At 62.8% G+C, this 17,482-nt stretch carries 15 protein-coding genes; 9 read left to right on the top strand and 6 right to left on the bottom strand.

The annotated features are described in order from the left end of the window. Positions 1-8: 8 nt before the first annotated feature. On the bottom strand, positions 9-1,541 hold the full coding sequence (locus tag AC3CCE_RS19495; RefSeq protein WP_352511952.1) for an acyl-CoA carboxylase subunit beta: 1,533 nt from the start codon (positions 1,539-1,541) through the stop codon (positions 9-11). Between the two features lie 407 nt (positions 1,542-1,948). Between AC3CCE_RS19495 and AC3CCE_RS19490 the strand changes: the two genes are divergently transcribed. Continuing rightward, positions 1,949-3,385 carry a DEAD/DEAH box helicase gene (locus AC3CCE_RS19490; protein ID WP_488377182.1) on the top strand — a complete coding sequence of 479 codons (1,437 nt, stop codon included), beginning with the start codon at positions 1,949-1,951 and terminating at the stop codon, positions 3,383-3,385. A 93-nt stretch (positions 3,386-3,478) separates the two neighbouring features. Here the strand turns inward: AC3CCE_RS19490 and AC3CCE_RS19485 are convergent, their stop codons facing one another. Beyond that, positions 3,479-4,459: an alpha/beta hydrolase gene (locus AC3CCE_RS19485; protein WP_352626279.1), complete on the bottom strand. Its 981-nt coding sequence runs from the start codon at positions 4,457-4,459 to the stop codon at positions 3,479-3,481. A gap of 69 nt (positions 4,460-4,528) precedes the next feature. Beyond that, complete coding sequence (locus tag AC3CCE_RS19480; RefSeq protein WP_352626278.1) at positions 4,529-5,350, bottom strand: SDR family oxidoreductase; 822 nt, start codon at positions 5,348-5,350, stop codon at positions 4,529-4,531. A gap of 214 nt (positions 5,351-5,564) precedes the next feature. Between AC3CCE_RS19480 and AC3CCE_RS19475 the strand changes: the two genes are divergently transcribed. The 5 genes from AC3CCE_RS19475 to AC3CCE_RS19455 all read left to right on the top strand — a co-directional run bounded on the left by AC3CCE_RS19475 (position 5,565) and on the right by AC3CCE_RS19455 (position 9,584). Then, positions 5,565-6,599, top strand: a complete 1,035-nt coding sequence (locus AC3CCE_RS19475) for a cysteine synthase A (protein WP_023738892.1) — start codon at positions 5,565-5,567, stop codon at positions 6,597-6,599. Further along, positions 6,599-7,342, top strand: coding sequence for an alanyl-tRNA editing protein (locus AC3CCE_RS19470; RefSeq protein WP_352626277.1), 744 nt, complete (start codon positions 6,599-6,601; stop codon positions 7,340-7,342). Before AC3CCE_RS19475 ends, AC3CCE_RS19470 begins: the two co-directional genes overlap by 1 nt. A gap of 95 nt (positions 7,343-7,437) precedes the next feature. Then, the gene (gene sseA, locus AC3CCE_RS19465) at positions 7,438-8,289 is read left to right on the top strand and encodes a 3-mercaptopyruvate sulfurtransferase (protein ID WP_023710546.1); all 852 of its coding nucleotides are present in this window, start codon (positions 7,438-7,440) and stop codon (positions 8,287-8,289) included. Between the two features lie 5 nt (positions 8,290-8,294). Further along, positions 8,295-8,858, top strand: a complete 564-nt coding sequence (locus tag AC3CCE_RS19460) for a GNAT family N-acetyltransferase (protein ID WP_023682574.1) — start codon at positions 8,295-8,297, stop codon at positions 8,856-8,858. A 258-nt stretch (positions 8,859-9,116) separates the two neighbouring features. Beyond that, entirely contained in the window at positions 9,117-9,584 is a 468-nt protein-coding gene (locus tag AC3CCE_RS19455; protein WP_352511959.1) for a DUF1203 domain-containing protein, read from the top strand. Between the two features lie 384 nt (positions 9,585-9,968). On the opposite strand, the gene AC3CCE_RS19450 is transcribed toward AC3CCE_RS19455, so the two are convergent. Continuing rightward, positions 9,969-11,204, bottom strand: a complete 1,236-nt coding sequence (locus AC3CCE_RS19450; RefSeq protein WP_352511961.1) for an outer membrane protein — start codon at positions 11,202-11,204, stop codon at positions 9,969-9,971. A 275-nt stretch (positions 11,205-11,479) separates the two neighbouring features. Next, positions 11,480-12,595 carry an alanine dehydrogenase gene (gene ald / locus AC3CCE_RS19445; protein ID WP_023688436.1) on the bottom strand — a complete coding sequence of 372 codons (1,116 nt, stop codon included), beginning with the start codon at positions 12,593-12,595 and terminating at the stop codon, positions 11,480-11,482. A 155-nt stretch (positions 12,596-12,750) separates the two neighbouring features. Here ald and AC3CCE_RS19440 point away from each other — a divergent pair, with 155 nt between their 5' ends. Continuing rightward, positions 12,751-13,224 (top strand): Lrp/AsnC family transcriptional regulator, encoded by a 474-nt coding sequence (locus tag AC3CCE_RS19440; RefSeq protein ID WP_352511963.1) that lies wholly within the window; start codon positions 12,751-12,753, stop codon positions 13,222-13,224. Here AC3CCE_RS19440 and AC3CCE_RS19435 read toward each other — a convergent pair. After that, a complete protein-coding gene (locus AC3CCE_RS19435) occupies positions 13,221-13,886 on the bottom strand; it encodes a 5-formyltetrahydrofolate cyclo-ligase (protein WP_352626276.1) in 666 nt (221 codons plus the stop codon). The genes AC3CCE_RS19440 and AC3CCE_RS19435 overlap by 4 nt on opposite strands. A gap of 181 nt (positions 13,887-14,067) precedes the next feature. On the opposite strand from AC3CCE_RS19435, the gene AC3CCE_RS19430 reads away from it, so the two are divergent. Together AC3CCE_RS19430 and AC3CCE_RS19425 are read left to right on the top strand one after the other, a co-directional pair. Further along, positions 14,068-15,333: an NAD(P)/FAD-dependent oxidoreductase gene (locus AC3CCE_RS19430; protein ID WP_023668902.1), complete on the top strand. Its 1,266-nt coding sequence runs from the start codon at positions 14,068-14,070 to the stop codon at positions 15,331-15,333. Between the two features lie 141 nt (positions 15,334-15,474). Then, a complete protein-coding gene (locus tag AC3CCE_RS19425; RefSeq protein ID WP_023668903.1) occupies positions 15,475-17,454 on the top strand; it encodes a bifunctional 2',3'-cyclic-nucleotide 2'-phosphodiesterase/3'-nucleotidase in 1,980 nt (659 codons plus the stop codon). The last annotated feature ends 28 nt before the right edge of the window (positions 17,455-17,482 follow it).

Raw genomic sequence — 17,482 nt, 5'->3', positions numbered from 1 at the left:
TGGATGTATTACAATGGGATGTTGTCGTGCTTCTTCCAGGGATTTTGCATGTCCTTGTTGCGCAGCATGCGCAGTGCCCGGGCAACGCGGCGGCGGGTCGAATGCGGCATGATCACCTCGTCGACATAGCCGCGTTCGGCGGCGACGAAGGGCGACAGGAAGCGGTCTTCGTAAGCCTTTGTGTGAGCTGCGATCTTTTCGGCGTCGCCAATATCCTTGCGGTAGATGATCTCGACCGCGCCTCTCGCCCCCATCACCGCGATCTGCGCCGTCGGCCAGGCATAGTTCATATCGCCGCGCAGATGTTTTGAGGCCATCACGTCATAGGCGCCGCCATAGGCTTTGCGGGTGATGACGGTGATTTTCGGCACGGTTGCCTCGGCGTAGGCAAACAAGAGCTTGGCGCCGTGCTTGATCAGTCCGCCATATTCCTGCGCGGTGCCGGGCAGGAAGCCGGGGACGTCGACGAAGGTGACGATGGGAATGGAAAAACAGTCGCAGAAGCGCACGAAGCGCGCCGCCTTGCGGCTTGCGTCGGAATCGAGCACGCCGGCCAGCACCATCGGCTGGTTGGCGACGAAGCCGACGGTGCGGCCTTCGACGCGGCCGAAACCGGTGACGATGTTCTTGGCAAAGTTCTGCTGGATCTCGAAGAAATCGCCTTCATCGGCAACTTTGAGGATCAGATCCTTGATGTCGTAAGGCTTGTTGGCGTTGTCCGGGATCAGCCGGTCGAGCGACAGATCATGGTCGGTGACCGACTGGTAGCACTCGATCTCAGGAAGCTCCGACGTATTTGACGCGGGCAAAAGGTCTACCAGCCGGCGCATCTGCAACAGCGCCTCGACGTCATTGCCGTAGGCGCCGTCGGCAATCGACGATTTGGTCGTGTGGACGGACGCGCCGCCAAGGCTCTCGGCGGTCACCGTCTCGTTGGTGACGGTCTTCACCACATCCGGCCCGGTGACGAACATGTAAGAGGTGTCGCGGACCATGAAGATGAAGTCGGTCATCGCAGGCGAATAGACGTCGCCGCCGGCGCACGGACCCATGATAACGGAAATCTGCGGGATGACGCCGGAGGCCAGCACGTTGCGCTGAAAGATCTCGGCATAGCCGCCAAGCGCCGCCACGCCTTCCTGGATGCGGGCGCCGCCGGCGTCGTAGAGGCCGATGATCGGCGCGCGATTACGCAGCGCCATCTCCTGCACCTTGATGACCTTTTCGGCATGCGCCTCCGACAGCGAGCCGCCGAAGACGGTAAAGTCCTTGGCGAAGAGATAGACCGGACGGCCATTGACCGTGCCCCAGCCGGTGACGACGCCATCGCCGGCGATCTTGGTCTTCTCCATGCCGAAATCGGTCGAGCGATGCTCGACATACATGTCGAACTCCTCGAACGAGCCTTCGTCGAGAAAGACATCGATGCGCTCGCGCGCGGTGAGCTTGCCCTTCTTGTGCTGGGCGTCGATGCGGGCCTGGCCGCCACCCATGCGGGCGATCTCGCGGCGGCGCTCGAGTTCCTTCAGCACGTCCTTCATCGCTCGGTCTCCAGAAATGGCAGCTGCATTTGTGGTAATGATGCCTGCAGGCGTGTGCAAGCGCCGCTTTCGGCCTCGATTATTGCGCTGCAACATGTGGCCCCTTGCATTCCGGAGCGAACTCAGCCATATGCAGCCCATAGGCGCTTGGGCCGGAGATTCCGGCCTTCTCGACAAATGAGACTGGTTGCGTCTGTTTTCCCTCTTTCCGGTATATCGGCCTCTCTTTCCGATACATCACGAAGTGGCGAAAGAGCCCCGTGGCATGACGCCTGCGGGCACGACAGCGCAGCCGAGTGGACGTTTCCGTCCGCCCGCCTTGTCGTTTCATATCAAATTTTTCGACGGCAGGTTGCGCCCTGCCGCCATCGATGTTTGCGGCCAAGACCGCGTGAAAGAAGACTATTTTGACCAACGAAAACACCTCAGCCGGTAACGCGATCTCGACCGGCAACACTGCGGACCTCACCGGTTTCGCAGCTCTTGGGATCACGGGCGCGCTGCTCAAGGCGACGCATGGCGCCGGCTTCACCGAGCCGAAGCCGATCCAGACGCAGGCGATCCCGCCGCAGATGGAAGGCCGTGATATCTTCGGCATCGCCCAGACCGGCTCGGGCAAGACCGCGGCCTTCGCGCTGCCGATCCTGTCGAAGATCATCGCGCTCGGCACCAAGCGCCGGGCCAAGACCACCCGTGCGCTGATCCTGGCGCCGACGCGCGAACTCGCCGTCCAGATCGAGGACACCATCAAGATCCTCGCCAAGGGCGCGCATGTCTCGACCGCTCTCGTGCTTGGCGGCGTCTCGCGCTTCAGCCAGGTGAAGAAGGTCGCTCCCGGCGTCGACATCCTGATCGCCACGCCCGGCCGCCTGACCGACCTGGTGCGCGAGGGCGACCTCATTCTCTCCGACACCAAATGGCTGGTGCTGGACGAGGGTGACCGCATGCTCGACATGGGCTTCATCAACGACGTCAAGCGGATCGCCAAGGCGACCGCGCCCGACCGTCAGACGGTGCTGTTCTCGGCCACCATGCCCAATGAAATCGCCGAACTGGCGAAGGGCCTGTTGAAGAACCCGATCCGCGTCGAAGTCGCGCCGCAGAGCACCGCTGCTGCCGAAATCGTGCAGGGCGTTGTCTTTGCCCGCACCAAGCAGAAGCGCCAGGTGCTGTCGACGATGCTCGCCGACGAAGCGATGAAGTCCGTCATCATCTTTTCGCGCACCAAACATGGCGCCGACCGGGTGACCAAGGACCTCGAACGCGACGGCTTCAAGGCCGCCGTCATCCACGGCAACAAGTCGCAGAACGCCCGCCAGAAGGCGCTCAACGATTTCCGCGAGGGCTCGGTGCGCATTCTCGTGGCGACCGACATCGCGGCGCGCGGCCTCGACGTTCCCGGCATCAGCCATGTGGTGAATTTCGACCTGCCGGATGAGGCCGAAAGCTATGTCCACCGCATCGGCCGTACCGGCCGTAACGGCATGGACGGCATTGCCATCACGCTTTGCGATCCTTCCGAAAACAGCAAGCTGCGTCAGGTCGAGCGCATCATCCGCAGCAAGCTGCCGATCGTTGCCGACCATCTCGGCAGCCCCGATCCGGTGCGCAATCCGGCCGAAAAGAACGAGCGCTTCGAGCCCGCCAATGATCGGAACGACCGCAATGGCCGTCGCGACGGCAGGCGGCCCGGTGGCCAGAACAACGGCTTCGCCAAGAAGCGTTTTGGTGACAAGCCGGCTTTTGCGGGTGCAAGTGAGCGCAAGCCGGAAGGCGCCAAGGCCTTCAAGGGCAACAACAAGCGCCGCTTCGGCGGCAAGCGGCCCGCGGCGCGGGCTGCCTGATCAGACGAACCGGTCAGGCTCGTCGAGCCTGGCTTGATTGCTGACGATTGAATATGAGGACGGCCGGGGCAATGCTTCGGCCGTCCTTTTCGTTTAGGGCTGCCCGGTAATTGCCTTCACCCACACGACGATCCGCTGCGCCAGGAAAGCCGTGGTCGAGGGCGACAGCGCGTCGCCGGCAATGACGTGGTCGTCGGGATCGCCATTGTCGTCGACGGGCACCAGTTCATGCGGTGCGCCCCAGAGCCCGGCGATTTCGCGGGTGCGATCCTGGCGCACCACCTTGTCGGAATCCGAGAAGATGAACAGCGCCGGTATGGTTGCCTTCTCCACAGGCGCTGCGTAGGCAAGGTTGGTCAGCGCGGCCATCGGCAGCACGGCCGCCATTGGATAGGTGTGCGTCCAGAGTTTCTCGTGCAGCGCGTTGCGGGTCGGAAAGCTGCGCTCCTTGCCGCCGACGAACTCGGCGATCTGCCTGCCCCAGGGCATGGTCAGCAGCTCGGCGCCTGAAGCCCTGATGCCAAAATTCGGCGAGATGAATGCGATTGCAGCGACGCCGTCCGATGCGCCAGGCTCAGTCGCCGCCCATGCCGCCAGCGATCCACCGGTCGAGGTGCCGATGACGATCACCTTGTCGCCGATGGCCCGGCCGATGGCGAGCGCCTCCTCATAGTCGTTGATCCAGGCATTGACGCTGCCTTGCGCCATCGAGGCGCCGTCCTGCCCATGACCGGTGAGGCGGGTGTAGAAAAGGTTGGCGTCGAGTTGGTCGGCGACCTCGTCGGCCAGCGGGCGAACCTCGCCCTTCGATGCCGAAAAGCCATGGATATAGACGATCTCCAATGGCGTCCTGGCGTGAACCATCGGATCGGCCCAGATGATTTCTTTCTCGAGCCCGTCGCGGATATTGGGGACGGCAGCCTCTTCGCGCGCGACATACGCTTGCGGGTCGTCGCCGATCACTTTGTCATCGAAATGGATCGTGGTGTCGACGGGAACGCGCGGACCAAGCAGGAAGGCCAGGACAAGGATCATGACGACGCCCAGCACCGCAAGCACGATCCGCCGCCCCATCTCAGACTCCACGACAATTCTAAAGCTATGGCGGCCGGTGCAGTCAGGCAACAGCCGGGCTATGGACAGCTATTGGTTCGGCGGCTTGCGGTCGAAATTCAGCGGCCGCCCTGTCCAGCGGGTCGCCGTGCTGATGAACCACCGGCAGACTGGCCCTGGCAGCAGTGCCAGCAGCTTCAGCCCCCAGCTCAGCCGGTGAGGGAAGGTGACCTCGAAGCCGCCATGCTCGATGCCGCGCAGCATGCGGCGCGAGGCGCGGTTGACCGGCATCAGTCCCGGCATCGGCAGCATGTTCTTTTCGGTCAGCGGCGTGTCGATGAAGCCCGGATTCATCACCTGAATGCGTACATTCATCTTGTCGAAATCGTATTTCAGCGACTCGGCCAAGATGTTGATCGCCGCCTTCGAGCCGCCATAGGCCGCCGTGGTCGGCCAGCCGAAATAGGCGGTGACCGACCCGACAAGCACGATATGGCCGCGCGCACGGATGCGCATGCGCTCCATGAGCGGGACGAGGCCATTGATGATACCGAAATAGTTGACCTCGAAGGTCTGGCGAAAGTCGCGGACCCTGAGGTCTTCGCCGGGTGTGGCGATGTAGTTGCCGGCGTTGAAGACGGCGAGCACGATCGGGCCGAGCTCCTTTTCGATCGCCGCCACCGTGCTTGCCATGCGCGGCTCATCGGTGACGTCGCAAGGGTAGGCGACGACACGTCCCGGCATCTGCGCAGTCTCGACGATGAGCGCGTCGAGTGGGTCGCCGTCGAGTGCGGTGACCGCGACGACAAAGCCCTTTGCCGCGAGGTCCTTTGCCAGCGCACGGCCGATGCCGCTGCTGCCGCCGGTTATCCAGGCGACGCCGTGCTTCGGGTTGGCCCGGTAAAGTGTCATTCTGCGCCCTGCCGATCTGTCATTAGTGCTCTAGCGGTGAAAAAATCGAATGAAAAGAGCGCTTTTCCGTACTGGTTGAAATGATCGTCATCGCGCGTTGTCCGGCCGCGGGAGATTGCAGTGCCCGAAATGCGACTGGACCAGGCGAATTCTTGCCTTGAAACGCACGCTTCGGGTTTCTAGGGTCTCGCCGCAGCTACATAAGGAATCCCGGATGCCCCGTTCTGTGATCGAAGCGATCGGCAACACGCCCCTGATCCGCCTCAACAAGGCCTCGGAGCAGACCGGCTGCGAGATCCTGGGCAAGGCCGAGTTCATGAACCCCGGCCAGTCGGTCAAGGATCGCGCAGGCCTGTTCATCATCCGCGACGCCGAACAGCGCGGGCTGTTGAAGCCGGGCGGGGTCATCGTCGAAGGCACGGCAGGCAATACCGGCATTGGCCTGACGCTGGTTGCCAAGGCGCTGGGCTATCGCACAGTGATCGTCATTCCCGACACCCAGAGCCAGGAAAAGAAGGACACGATCAAGCTGCTTGGCGCCGAGCTGATCGAAGTGCCGGCGGTGCCTTACAAGAACCCCAACAACTACGTGAAACTGTCGGGGCGGCTAGCCGAGCAGATGGCGAGGTCGGAGCCGAACGGCGCGATCTGGGCCAACCAGTTCGACAACGTTGCCAATCGCGACGGCCATATCCGCACCACGGCGGAAGAAATCTGGACGCAGACCGGCGGCAAGGTCGACGGTTTCGTCTCGGCGGTGGGTTCGGGCGGAACGCTGGCCGGCGTCGCCTTCGGGCTGAAGGCCAGGAGCAGCAACGTCAAGATCGCGCTCGCCGATCCGCTGGGTGCGGCGCTCTATTCCTTCTACACCAGTGGCGAATTGAAGTCCGACGGCAGCTCGATCACCGAAGGGATAGGGCAGGGGCGCATCACGGCAAATCTCGATGGGTTCACGCCGGACTTCTCGTTCCAGGTGCCGGACGAGGAAGCGCTGCCGATCGTCTTCGACCTGATCCAGGAAGAAGGCCTGTGCGTCGGCGGTTCGACCGGCATCAACATTGCCGGCGCGATCCGGCTGGCGCGCGAGCTTGGGCCCGGCCACACCATCGTGACCATCCTTGCCGACTATGGCACGCGCTACCAGTCGAAGCTGTTCAACCCGGAATTCCTGCGCGAGAAGAACCTGCCGGTGCCGGGCTGGATGGATGAGCGCAGCACAATTTCGGTGCCGTATGAGAAGGTCGCCTGATGGCGCACAGAACAGAAGCGCTGTTTCGCGACGACGCCTATGTCAGAGCGGCTGACGCCACTGTTGTCGCCATCAACGAACGCGGCGGCATCATTCTCGACCGGACCATCTTCTATGCCACATCGGGCGGCCAGCCTGGCGATACCGGCACATTAGAGCGCGCCGACGGCAGCCGCATCGCCATTGCCGCCACCATCACCGGCGAGACCAAGGACGAGATCATCCATGTACCGGCGCCGGAGCAGCCGGCACCCGAGGTCGGCGAGCGGGTGAAACTCGCCATCGACTGGGAGCGGCGGCATCTCCTGATGCGCATGCACGCAGCTTGCCATTTGCTCACCGTCGTCTGTCCGTTTCCGATTACCGGTGCTGCGGTTTCCGAAGATGACAGCCGCGTCGACTTCGACGCTCCCGATGCCGGCTTCACCAGGGAAGACGTCACCGCCGGGCTGATGGAGCTGGTGCGGGCCGATCATCCGATCTTCGTCAGGCTGATCACCGACGAGGAACTGGCAGCCAATCCTGGCCTGGTGAAATCCAAGAATGTCCGGCCGCCCGCCGGCACCGGCAAGATCCGCCTGGTCTGCATCGGCGACAACGCTTCGATCGACAGCCAGCCCTGCGGCGGCACCCATGTCAAAAGCACCGGCGAAGTCGGTGAAATCCATATCGGCAAGATCGAGAAGAAGGGCCGCGAAAACCGGCGTTTTCGCATTCGCTTCGGACCAATGCCGGTAGCTTGAACGAACCATGATCCCGAAAAGTGGAAGCCGGTTTTCGGGGACGATCATGGTCAACAGGAAGCAATGCCTCGCCAAGGCGGAGCAGGAGAAGAACAATGGCCGATGACAGCCCTTTCACCGTCGATGCGGACTGGTTGCAGAGCCGTCTTGGCGAGCCCGGCCTGACGATCGTCGATGCATCCTGGTATCTGCCGGCGCAGAAGCGCGATGCGCGCGCCGAGTATGAGGCTGCGCATATTCCGGGCGCGCGATTCTTCGATCATGATGCGGCCTCCGATCCTGATGCCAAGCTGCCGCACACGCTGCCCTCGCCACAGCATTTCGCGCAATATGTAGGCGCCATGGGAATTTCGGCCGACGACACCATTGTCGTCTATGACGGTCCGGGTTTCTTCTCGGCGCCGCGCGCCTGGTGGATGTTCCGCGTCATGGGCGTGTTCCAGGTCTATGTGCTCGACGGCGGCTTCGACCGCTGGAAGGCGGCGGGCCGGCCGGTGACGGCGGAGCCGACCAAGATCGCGCCGAATGTGTTTCATGCCGATTTCGATGCCGCTCGCGTCGCCAGCCTTGCCGACATGCGCCGCATCGTCGAGACTGGCGAGAGCCAGATTGCGGACGCCCGAGGCGCGGGCCGCTTCACCGGCGCCGAGCCAGAGCCCCGCGCGGGTGTTCGCTCCGGCCACATGCCCGGCGCGCACAATTTGCCTTATTCGGCGCTGTCACAGGATGGCGCGCTGTTGTCGAAGGACCAGTTGCGCAAGGCCGTTGAGGATGCCGGTATCGATCTGTCGAAACCGGTCGTCACCTCTTGCGGTTCCGGCATCACGGCGGCTGTGGTCACTCTGGCGCTGGAGACGCTCAGTCACACCGACAACCGACTCTATGACGGCTCATGGACGGAATGGGGCGGGCTGGCAGACACGCCCGTGGTGACGGGCAAGGGATGATGGCGATGGAAAACGGCGCGCTGGACGACATCGAGGTCACCGTCACGTTTCTGGAAATGCATGTGCCGCCGGCCTATTCGCCGCCCTTGCCCTACAACAGGCAGATTGCGCTGCTCAGGACCAAGGACATTCCGCTGCATTTCTACCGTTATCTGATGGATCGGGTCGGGCGCAAATGGCATTGGGTTAATGTGCTGAGGCTGGACGATGACGAGCTTGCCGCCGGCATCCACCGCGAGGACCGCGACATCAGGGTGCTTTATCTCGACGGCGCGCCGGCCGGGTTCTTCGACCTCAAGCCGCATTTGCCAGAGGAAGTCGAACTCGCTTATTTCGGCATGATGGAACATGCGACCGGGCAAGGCATCGGCCGTTGGTTCCTCGGTGCGGCGATCGCCGCAGCATGGTCGTATGGACCGAAACGGGTAACGGTGCAGACTTGCACGCTCGACCATCCGGCTGCCTTGCCGCTCTACCAGAAGCTCGGTTTTGCACCGGTGGCGCAAAAGAAGGAGACCGTGCATCCGCTGTCGTTCGCCGAGCGCTCGGCCAGCGTCATGCGGCCGTGACTTTCTCCGACTGAAGGCCGAACCGACCGTTCATGGCGAGGAATTCCTGCTCGTGCGGACCCATGACGAGAACTGGCGCAGGCACCGGGTGACGCTGCGCCGCTTCGACGATTTCATCCGCTGAGCCGGCGCGGGACCTGCCCAATGCCGAAGCAGTCCGGCCTGAGACTGGCCGGGCTGCTGACAGTTGACAGGAATCGGGTGGGAAGCACCTCGGCGGGGGCATAATTTCCGGTCAACCACACCGGAGATTTAGCCATGACCGTCCAGTTCAAAGCCTTGCCGACTGAAGATGTGAGAGCGCTGCAGCGCGGCGGGCCGGACGCCTACGGGCAAACGCCGGAGCGGAAGGTTTCCGATGGCGACGGGGTGCCGTGCCGGCATTGCCTAAGAAACGTCGCCGAAGGCGATGGCTATCTGATCATGGCCTATCGGCCGTTTCCGGCGTTGCAGCCTTACGCCGAGACAGGACCGATCTTCCTGCATGCGCAGGAATGCGAACGCGCAGCCGAGACGGAAGCGCTTCCAGAGATGCTTGACAGCAGCGACTATATCGTGCGCGGCTATGGTGCGGATGACCGCATCGTCTATGGCAGCGGCGGCGTCATTCCGGCTGGCGGCATTGCGGCGCGGGCAGAGACGCTGTTTGAGCGCGCTGACATCGCCTATGTCCACGTCCGCTCGGCGCGCAACAATTGTTATCAGTGCCGCATCGAGCGTTTCTGACAAAAAGATGCCCGCCGGTGGTCTGGCGGGCAGTTGGGAACCGTGTGACGGCACGAGCCGTCAAGTTGGCAGCTCTGTCTGCGCATGCTTTTCGAATGGCGGATGTGAAGCACTTCATACAGCACCGCGATCGTCGCCGGCGTGGTGGCGCGCCGATTGCCGGTGAGCTGTCGCACTCCCGTCGCATTCGTCCATTAAAAGACGAGTGTCGATGGATTTGCCGACCGCGGATGAACCGGCGGGGATCTCGACCACCGAGGAAGCGGGGCTTTGGCTCCGCTTTTTTGTTGTCCGCCAGCCTGTTCAATTCCGGCGCCAGGAATTTTGCGCAAAGAAAAAGCCCGCCGGAATTGACCGACGGGCCTTTGTGTGTGTGTGCGGCGTTTAGTTGAATTTATACTTCGCGCCGACGCGAACGGTCTGGAAGGAAGGCTCGTCGGTGAGGAAGCCGTCCGACCCGAAATCCTCTTTCTCATACTGCGAATAGCGGTATTCGAGACCAAGCGTCATGTTGCTGGAAACGGCCGTTTCCAGGCCGCCACCGACCGAGAAGCCGCTCGAGCCCCAGTCGACGATGTCGCCAACGGGCGAGGAGGCATGCAGGTCGAAATGCTGCCAGCTGTAACCGCCGAGGACATAGGCCAGCGTCGATTCGTTGACCTTGGCGCCGATGCGGGCCAGGGCATCGAAGCCATAGTCGGCATCGCCCTTGATCGACCCACCCGGAATGTCCAGCTTCGAGCGTATGCCGGAATAGCGGGCGTCGACCAGAACGCCGGCGACCCAGCCGCCGAAATCATGGTCGTAACCGATGCTCGCCTCGCCGAACACGCCTTCGCCGCCGATGCCATCCAATTCGAGGGCGCTGGCGAGCGTCAGGTCATGCACTACAGTGCCGGCGCCAAGCGCGCCGCCGACATAGAAGCCGGTCCAGTTGTAGGTCGGAGCAGCAAACAAGGCCCCGCCGCCATTCTGGGCGCCGAAGCGGTAATTGGCCGCGATGTGGAAGGTGTGGCTGGATGGCTCGACATCCAGAGAGGTTCCCGGGCCGCCAATAATGCCGAGGTCAGCCACCGAGTCGTCGCCATAGTTGGCGTAGCGGTATTCGGTCTTCAGCGTCCAGTTGCCGCGCAGCACGGTTTCCATGCCGACGCCGAGAACATAGCCGCCACGGTTCTCCGTGAAATCGAGACCGTCGGCAAAGCCCGAACCCTCGAGCTTGAAATGGTTCCAAGTGTAGCCGCCGAGCACATAGCCGAGCGTATCGGGGTTCAAGAGATAGCCGGCGCGCAAGCCGACGTCGAAGCCATAAGCGTTCGTCAGGTCGATATCAGCGCCCGGAAGGCTGATCGACGGACCGATATTCCCGATGTTGGCGTCGATGAAGCCGCCAAGCAGGAAGCGCTCGGAGACCATATAGTCGTAGCCGGCGGTGATTTCGCCAAACACGCCGTTGCCGCCGATCCCGTTGAAGTCGATCACCGGGTCGACGCTGATGCGATGCACGGTGGCGCCGAAGCCGCCGCCGATGCCGACATAGGCGCCGCTCCAGTTGAAACCGGCAGGTTCTTCCACCGGCTGCACAACATCGGCGGCATGCGCTACCGATATCAAAGCCATTGCCGAAACGGCCCCGAGAAGAACGGATTTAGCAGAGATGAACATTTTAGCCCCTTAGCATAAGAACAAACCCGTCCGTGTTCTAACAGGACGCTCGCCAATATTGGAATGACAAAAATGCCACATCGGCAGGCAAAAGCACCGCCAAGCCGGGCCGTTTCGCCGTGATGTTGCCTTAGAGCCCGCAATTTGTGAGCACGCGGCCAATAAAAAACCCGCCGGCGCAACCGGCGGGTGAGGGAGGCAGAACTGCTTGAGTCGATTAAGGCGTCTGGTCAGGCAGCCAGAACCACTTTCGGTTCGACCAGCTCATAGCCGAGTGCTTCGGCGACGGCGCGATTGGTGATCTTGCCCCTGTGGACATTGAGGCCGTTGCGCAAATGGTGGTCGTCGACCAGTGCCTTCAGGCCCTTGTCGGCCAGCTGCAGGCCATAATGCAGCGTCGCGTTGTTGAGCGCGTGCGCCGAGGTCACCGGCACGGCGCCCGGCATGTTGGCGACGCAGTAATGGATCACGCCGTCGACCTCATAGGTCGGCTCGGCATGGGTAGTGGCGTGCGAAGTCTCGAAGCAGCCGCCCTGGTCGATAGCGACGTCGACCAGCACCGAGCCTTTCTTCATGCCCGACAGCATTTCGCGGGTCACCAGCTTGGGTGCAGCAGCACCCGGGATGAGCACGGCGCCGACGACGATGTCGGCCGAGAAGCATTCTTCCTCAAGCGCCTCGACTGTGGAGTAGCGGGTGTGGACGCGGCCTGTAAAGAGGTCGTCCAGCTGGCGCAGGCGCGGGATTGAGCGGTCGATGATGGTGACGTCGGCGCCGAGGCCGACCGCCATGCGGGCGGCATGCAGGCCGACGACGCCGCCGCCGAGCACGGTGACCTTGCCGGGCAGTACGCCGGGCACGCCGCCGAGCAGCACGCCGCGGCCACCATTGGCCTTCTGCAGCGCGGTCGCGCCGGCCTGGATCGACAGGCGGCCGGCAACTTCCGACATCGGCGCCAAGAGCGGCAGGCCGCCGCGGTCGTCGGTTACGGTCTCATAGGCTATTGCGGTGACGCCGGACGCGAGCAGGCCCTTGGTCTGCTCCGGATCCGGGGCCAAATGCAGATAGGTGTAGAGGATCTGACCGTCGCGCAGCTGCGCCCATTCGTTGGGCTGCGGCTCCTTGACCTTGACGATCATGTCGGACTTGGCGAACACGTCGGCGGCGGTCCTGGCGATGGTGGCGCCGGCGGCGCGATAGGCATTGTCATCGGCGCCGATGCCGGCGCCGGCGCCGCTTTCGACCAGCACTTCATGGCCATGCGCGACATATTCGCGGACGGAGCCCGGCGTCAGGCCGACGCGGTATTCGTGGTTCTTGATTTCCTTGGGGCAACCGACGCGCATAGTCTTCTCCTGATCCGGCCCTTCGGGCTCGTTCCCTGTATCAACCGAGTGAACCACGAATCGTTGCGCAGGTGTTTGCGAATGCGCTTGCGCGGGGTCACGCGTTTCGATAATCGTTGCGCGAAGTCAAGGAAATTTCGCAGGAATCACGAGAAATGCCGCTCGACAGGATCGATGTCGCCATTCTCGAGGCACTGCAGAAGGATGGCCGCATACCCAATGCGGCGCTCGCCGAAAGGGTCGGCCTGTCGCAGTCGGCCTGTTCGCGCCGGCTCGACAATCTGGAGAAATCCGGCACCATCCGCGGCTATCACGCCCGGCTTTCGAATGCAGCGCTCGGCCACCAGATGACGGCGATCGTGCACATATCGCTGTCGGGACAATTCGAAAAGACGCTGTCGGATTTCGAGGCGGCGATCAAGCGCTGCCCCAATGTGCTGTCCTGCCACCTGATGTCGGGCGAATATGACTATATCCTGCGCATCGCCGCCAAGGACCTGGTCGACTATGAGCGCATCCACAAGGAATGGCTGTCGGCGATGCCGCACGTGACCAAGATCAATTCGTCGTTTGCCCTGCGCGAGATCGTCGATCGCACGGCCATGGGCATGAAGCCGGAACTGGCTTAGCCCTGAGCAGCCTCGGTCACCAGCCTATCCATCGGGATGTCGTGCGGCTGCGGGTAGATGGTGGGGATGCGCTGCAGTTCGTAGCCGACGCCGATGACCAATGGCTTGAACGGCATGGCAGCCAGCGTGCGGTCGAAGAAGCCGCCGCCATAGCCCAGGCGGTAGTTTCGCGGGTCGATGCCGACGATCGGCGAGATGACGATGTCGGGCAGCACCGGGTCGCCTTCGGCGGGGATAGGGATGTTCCAGACGCCTTTTTCCAGCCGGTCGCCAGGCACATAAGCGCGGAAGATCAGCGGCTGGCCCTTCTCGATCACGATGGGCAGCGCCGTGCGGCCGCCGCGTTCGTTGATCGACGCCATCCACGGCCGCAGGTCCGGCTCGCCGCGAAACGGCCAATAGAGGCTGACCATGCGGCCGGCAATGTCGCCGATGGTCGCGTCGAGCCCTTCGGCGATAGCCCGCGACATCGCCACCCGCGCATCGGCGGAAACCGCCAACCGTGCCGCGATCAGACGCTCGCGCTCGGCCTTGCGCCAACGGCGCACATCGGTCCAGTCGGTCAATGGCGCGCGAAATTCCGGATCGAGTTCGTGCATGAAGCAAGGCGGCGAAGAATATTGCGCCCGCCCTTTGCGATCTTTGTCATCGTCGTTGGCCATGCTTCACTCCCGTGGTTCCAGCCCCTGCAAGGCTATACCCGTCCAGGCTTGCCGACATAGGCATTCGCGACATCCGGCGACGAGTCCTGGGCAGCCTTACGCGCGGCAGTCTAGCGCGCCGCGACATTGTTGCGGTGCACAAAAATCACTAGATAAAGAGAGACAAACAGGGGTGAATGCGATGAGTGAAACCAGCCATCATGTCGTTGTCGTCGGCGCAGGGTTCGGCGGTCTCGAACTCACCCGGGCGCTGGCCGGCGCACCCGTGCGCATCACCATGATCGACAAGCGCAACCATCACCTTTTCCAGCCGCTGCTTTACCAGGTGGCGACCACCTCGCTGGCGACCTCGGAAGTTGCCTGGCCGATCCGTCATCTGCTGCGCAAGCGCGAGGACGTGACGACCCTGCTCGGCAACGTCACCGGCGTCGACCGTCCAGGCAAACGCGTGCTGCTTGAGGACGGCAGTTCTGTTCCCTACGACACGCTGGTGCTCGCCACCGGCGCGCGTCATGCTTATTTCGGCCACGACGAATGGGAGCCTTTCGCGCCCGGGCTGAAGACGCTTGAAGACGCAACCACCATTCGGCGGCGCATCCTGCTCGCCTTCGAGCAGGCCGAGCGCGAGACCGATCCGGCCAAGCGCCAGGCACTGCTGACACTGGTCATCGTCGGCGGCGGCCCGACCGGCGTGGAGCTTGCCGGCACCATTGTCGAACTCGCGCATGAAACGCTGCGCGGCGAATTCCGCAACATCGACACGCGTGAGGCGCGTGTGGTGCTGGTCGAGGCCGGAGACAGGATCCTAGCCAATTTCGCGCCAAAGCTGTCCGACTATGCGCGCAAGGCGCTGGAGCGGCGGGGCGTCACGGTCGAGCTTGGCCGCGCCGTCACGCGCCTCGATGCCGAAGGCGTCGTCTTTGGCGATACGCATCTGCCGGCGCGAACCATCCTGTGGGCCGCCGGCGTGGCGGCTTCACCCGCGGGAGAGTGGCTGGGCGCGCCGGTGGACCGGGCGGGCAGGGTAATGGTCGAGCCCGATCTGACCGTGCCGAACAGTCCTGAAATCTTCGTCATCGGCGACACCGCGCATGTCTTGCGGCCGGACGGCAAACCGGTGCCCGGCGTGGCGCCCTCGGCCAAGCAGGAGGGCAAGCATGTCGCCGCGACGATCAGGGCGCGGCTGGCCGGCGATGGCGCGCCGCGGCCTTTCCGCTACAAACATGCCGGCGACCTGGCGACGATCGGCAAGTGGGCAGCCGCGATCGATTTCGGCTCGATCAAGCTCACGGGATGGCTTGCCTGGTGGCTGTGGGGCGTGGCGCATATCTACTTCCTGATCGGTTTCCGCAACCGGCTCTCGGTGTCGCTTAGCTGGCTATGGATCTATTTCACCGGCCAGCGCAGCGCGCGGCTGATCACCCAGGGCGACGATGACAAGGGCTGAGGTTCTCAACCGCGGCCAAGGATATTCATCCAGCCGTCACCTTTTGCTGATCGACTGACTTCCCGATGGACATGGCCGGTTTTCGGCGCGAAGCTTCCGCCCGGGGCTGGGATCTTGTCACGTCGCTGGGAAGGAAAACCAATGCCGCATCTCAATTACCCCGTCTCCCGCCGTAGTTTTCTTGCCGGTACGGCCGCCAGCGGGGCGCTGATCATGCTCCATCCGTTTTCCGCCCGCGCGCAGGCCAATCAGGCGCATCTGAGGATCATGGAGACCACCGACATCCATGTGAATGTGCTGCCTTACGACTACTACGCCGACAAAGCCAACGACACGATGGGCCTGTCACGGACGGCCTCACTGATCGCGGCGGTGCGCAAGGAAGCCACCAATGCGATGCTGATCGACAATGGCGATCTTTTGCAGGGCAATCCGATGGGCGATTACATCGCCTATGAGAAGGGCCTCAAGGAAGGCGATCTGCATCCGATCATGAAGGGCATGAACCTGCTGGGCTATGAATGCTCGACGCTCGGCAATCACGAGTTCAATTACGGCCTGTCGTTCCTCGACAAGGTGCTGGCCGGAGCCAATTTCCCCTTCGTCTGCGCCAATCTGATCCGCGGCACCGAGCTTGCCGCCAAACCGCGCGACGACAAGCTCTACCTCAAGCCCTATGTCATCCTCGACAAGAAGATCAAGGACGGGTCGGGCGCCGAGCAGCCGATCAAGATCGGCATCATCGGCTTTGTGCCGCCGCAGATCATGGTCTGGGACCTGAAGAACCTGGAAGGCAATGTCAGGACGCGCGACATCGTCGAGGCGGCCAGGGCATGGGTGCCGCAGATCAAGGAGGAGGGCGCCGACATCGTCATCGCGCTCTCGCATTCCGGCATCGATATCAAGCAGGGCGACGGCATGGAGAACGCCTCCTTCTTCGTCGCCGGCGTCGAAGGCATCGATGCGGTGTTCACCGGCCATCAGCATCTCGTCTTCCCCGGCAAGAAGGATTTTCAGGCGCTCGAAGGCGTCGACACCGAGAAAGGCACGCTGCAGGGCAAGCCCGCCGTGATGGGCGGTTTCTGGGGCTCGCATATGGGACTGATCGATCTGCTTCTGGAACGGGACGGATCGAAATGGCGCGTAGCCTCGGCCACATCGGAGGCAAGGCCGATCTACCAGCGCGTCGACAAGGCAAACAAGCCGACGGTGGCGGACGACCAGCGCGTCGTCGATGCGCTGAAGGCGGACCATGAGGCGACACTTGCCTATGTCCGCCGACCGGTCGGCAAGACCTCGGCGCCGCTCTATTCCTATTTCGCGCTGGTCGCCGACGATCCGTCGGTGCAGATCGTCAACCAGGCGCAGAGCTGGTACCTCAAGGACATATTGAAGAGCACGCAGTGGAAGGATGTGCCGCTGCTGTCGGCGGCAGCACCCTTCAAGGCCGGCGGGCGCAACGGCGCCGACTACTATACCGACGTGCCGGTGGGCGACATCGCCATCAAGAACGTCGCCGACCTCTATCTCTATCCGAACACGGTGCGCGCCGTCGAAATCACCGGCGCGCAAGTGAAGGAATGGCTGGAAATGTCGGCCGGCATTTTCAGGAAGATCGAGCCGGGCAAGGCCGACCAGGCGCTCATCGACACCGAATTCCCGTCCTACAATTTCGATGTGATCGATGGCGTCAGCTACGGAATAGACCTGTCGCAGCTGCCGAAATACGATGCCAAGGGTGGCGTCGCCAATGCCGGCTCGAACCGCATCGTCGGCCTCAGCTTCGACGGCAAGCCTATTGATCCGGCAGCGAAATTCGTCGTCGCCACCAACAATTACCGCGCCGGCGGTGGCGGCAATTTCCCCGACATCAATGCCTCGAAGATCATCTACGAGGCGCCGGACACCAACCGCGACGTGATCGTGCGCTACGTCGTCAGCGAAGGCACGATCAATCCCTCGGCCGACGACAATTGGTCGTTCACGCCGCTGCCCGGCACCAGCGTCGTGTTCGAGACCGGCCCCAAAGCGAAGGATTTTATATCGGGAGTGAAATCGCTCAAGATCGAGCCGGCCGGCGAGGGCGAATCCGGGTTTGCGAAGTATCGCATCCTGCTTTGAGGCAACGTGCAGCTAACAGGGAAAACGA

The organism is Mesorhizobium sp. P160187 (genome assembly GCF_057766425.1).
Note: the sequence above shows the minus strand (reverse complement) of the source record. Positions and strands in the feature narration are given on the sequence as shown.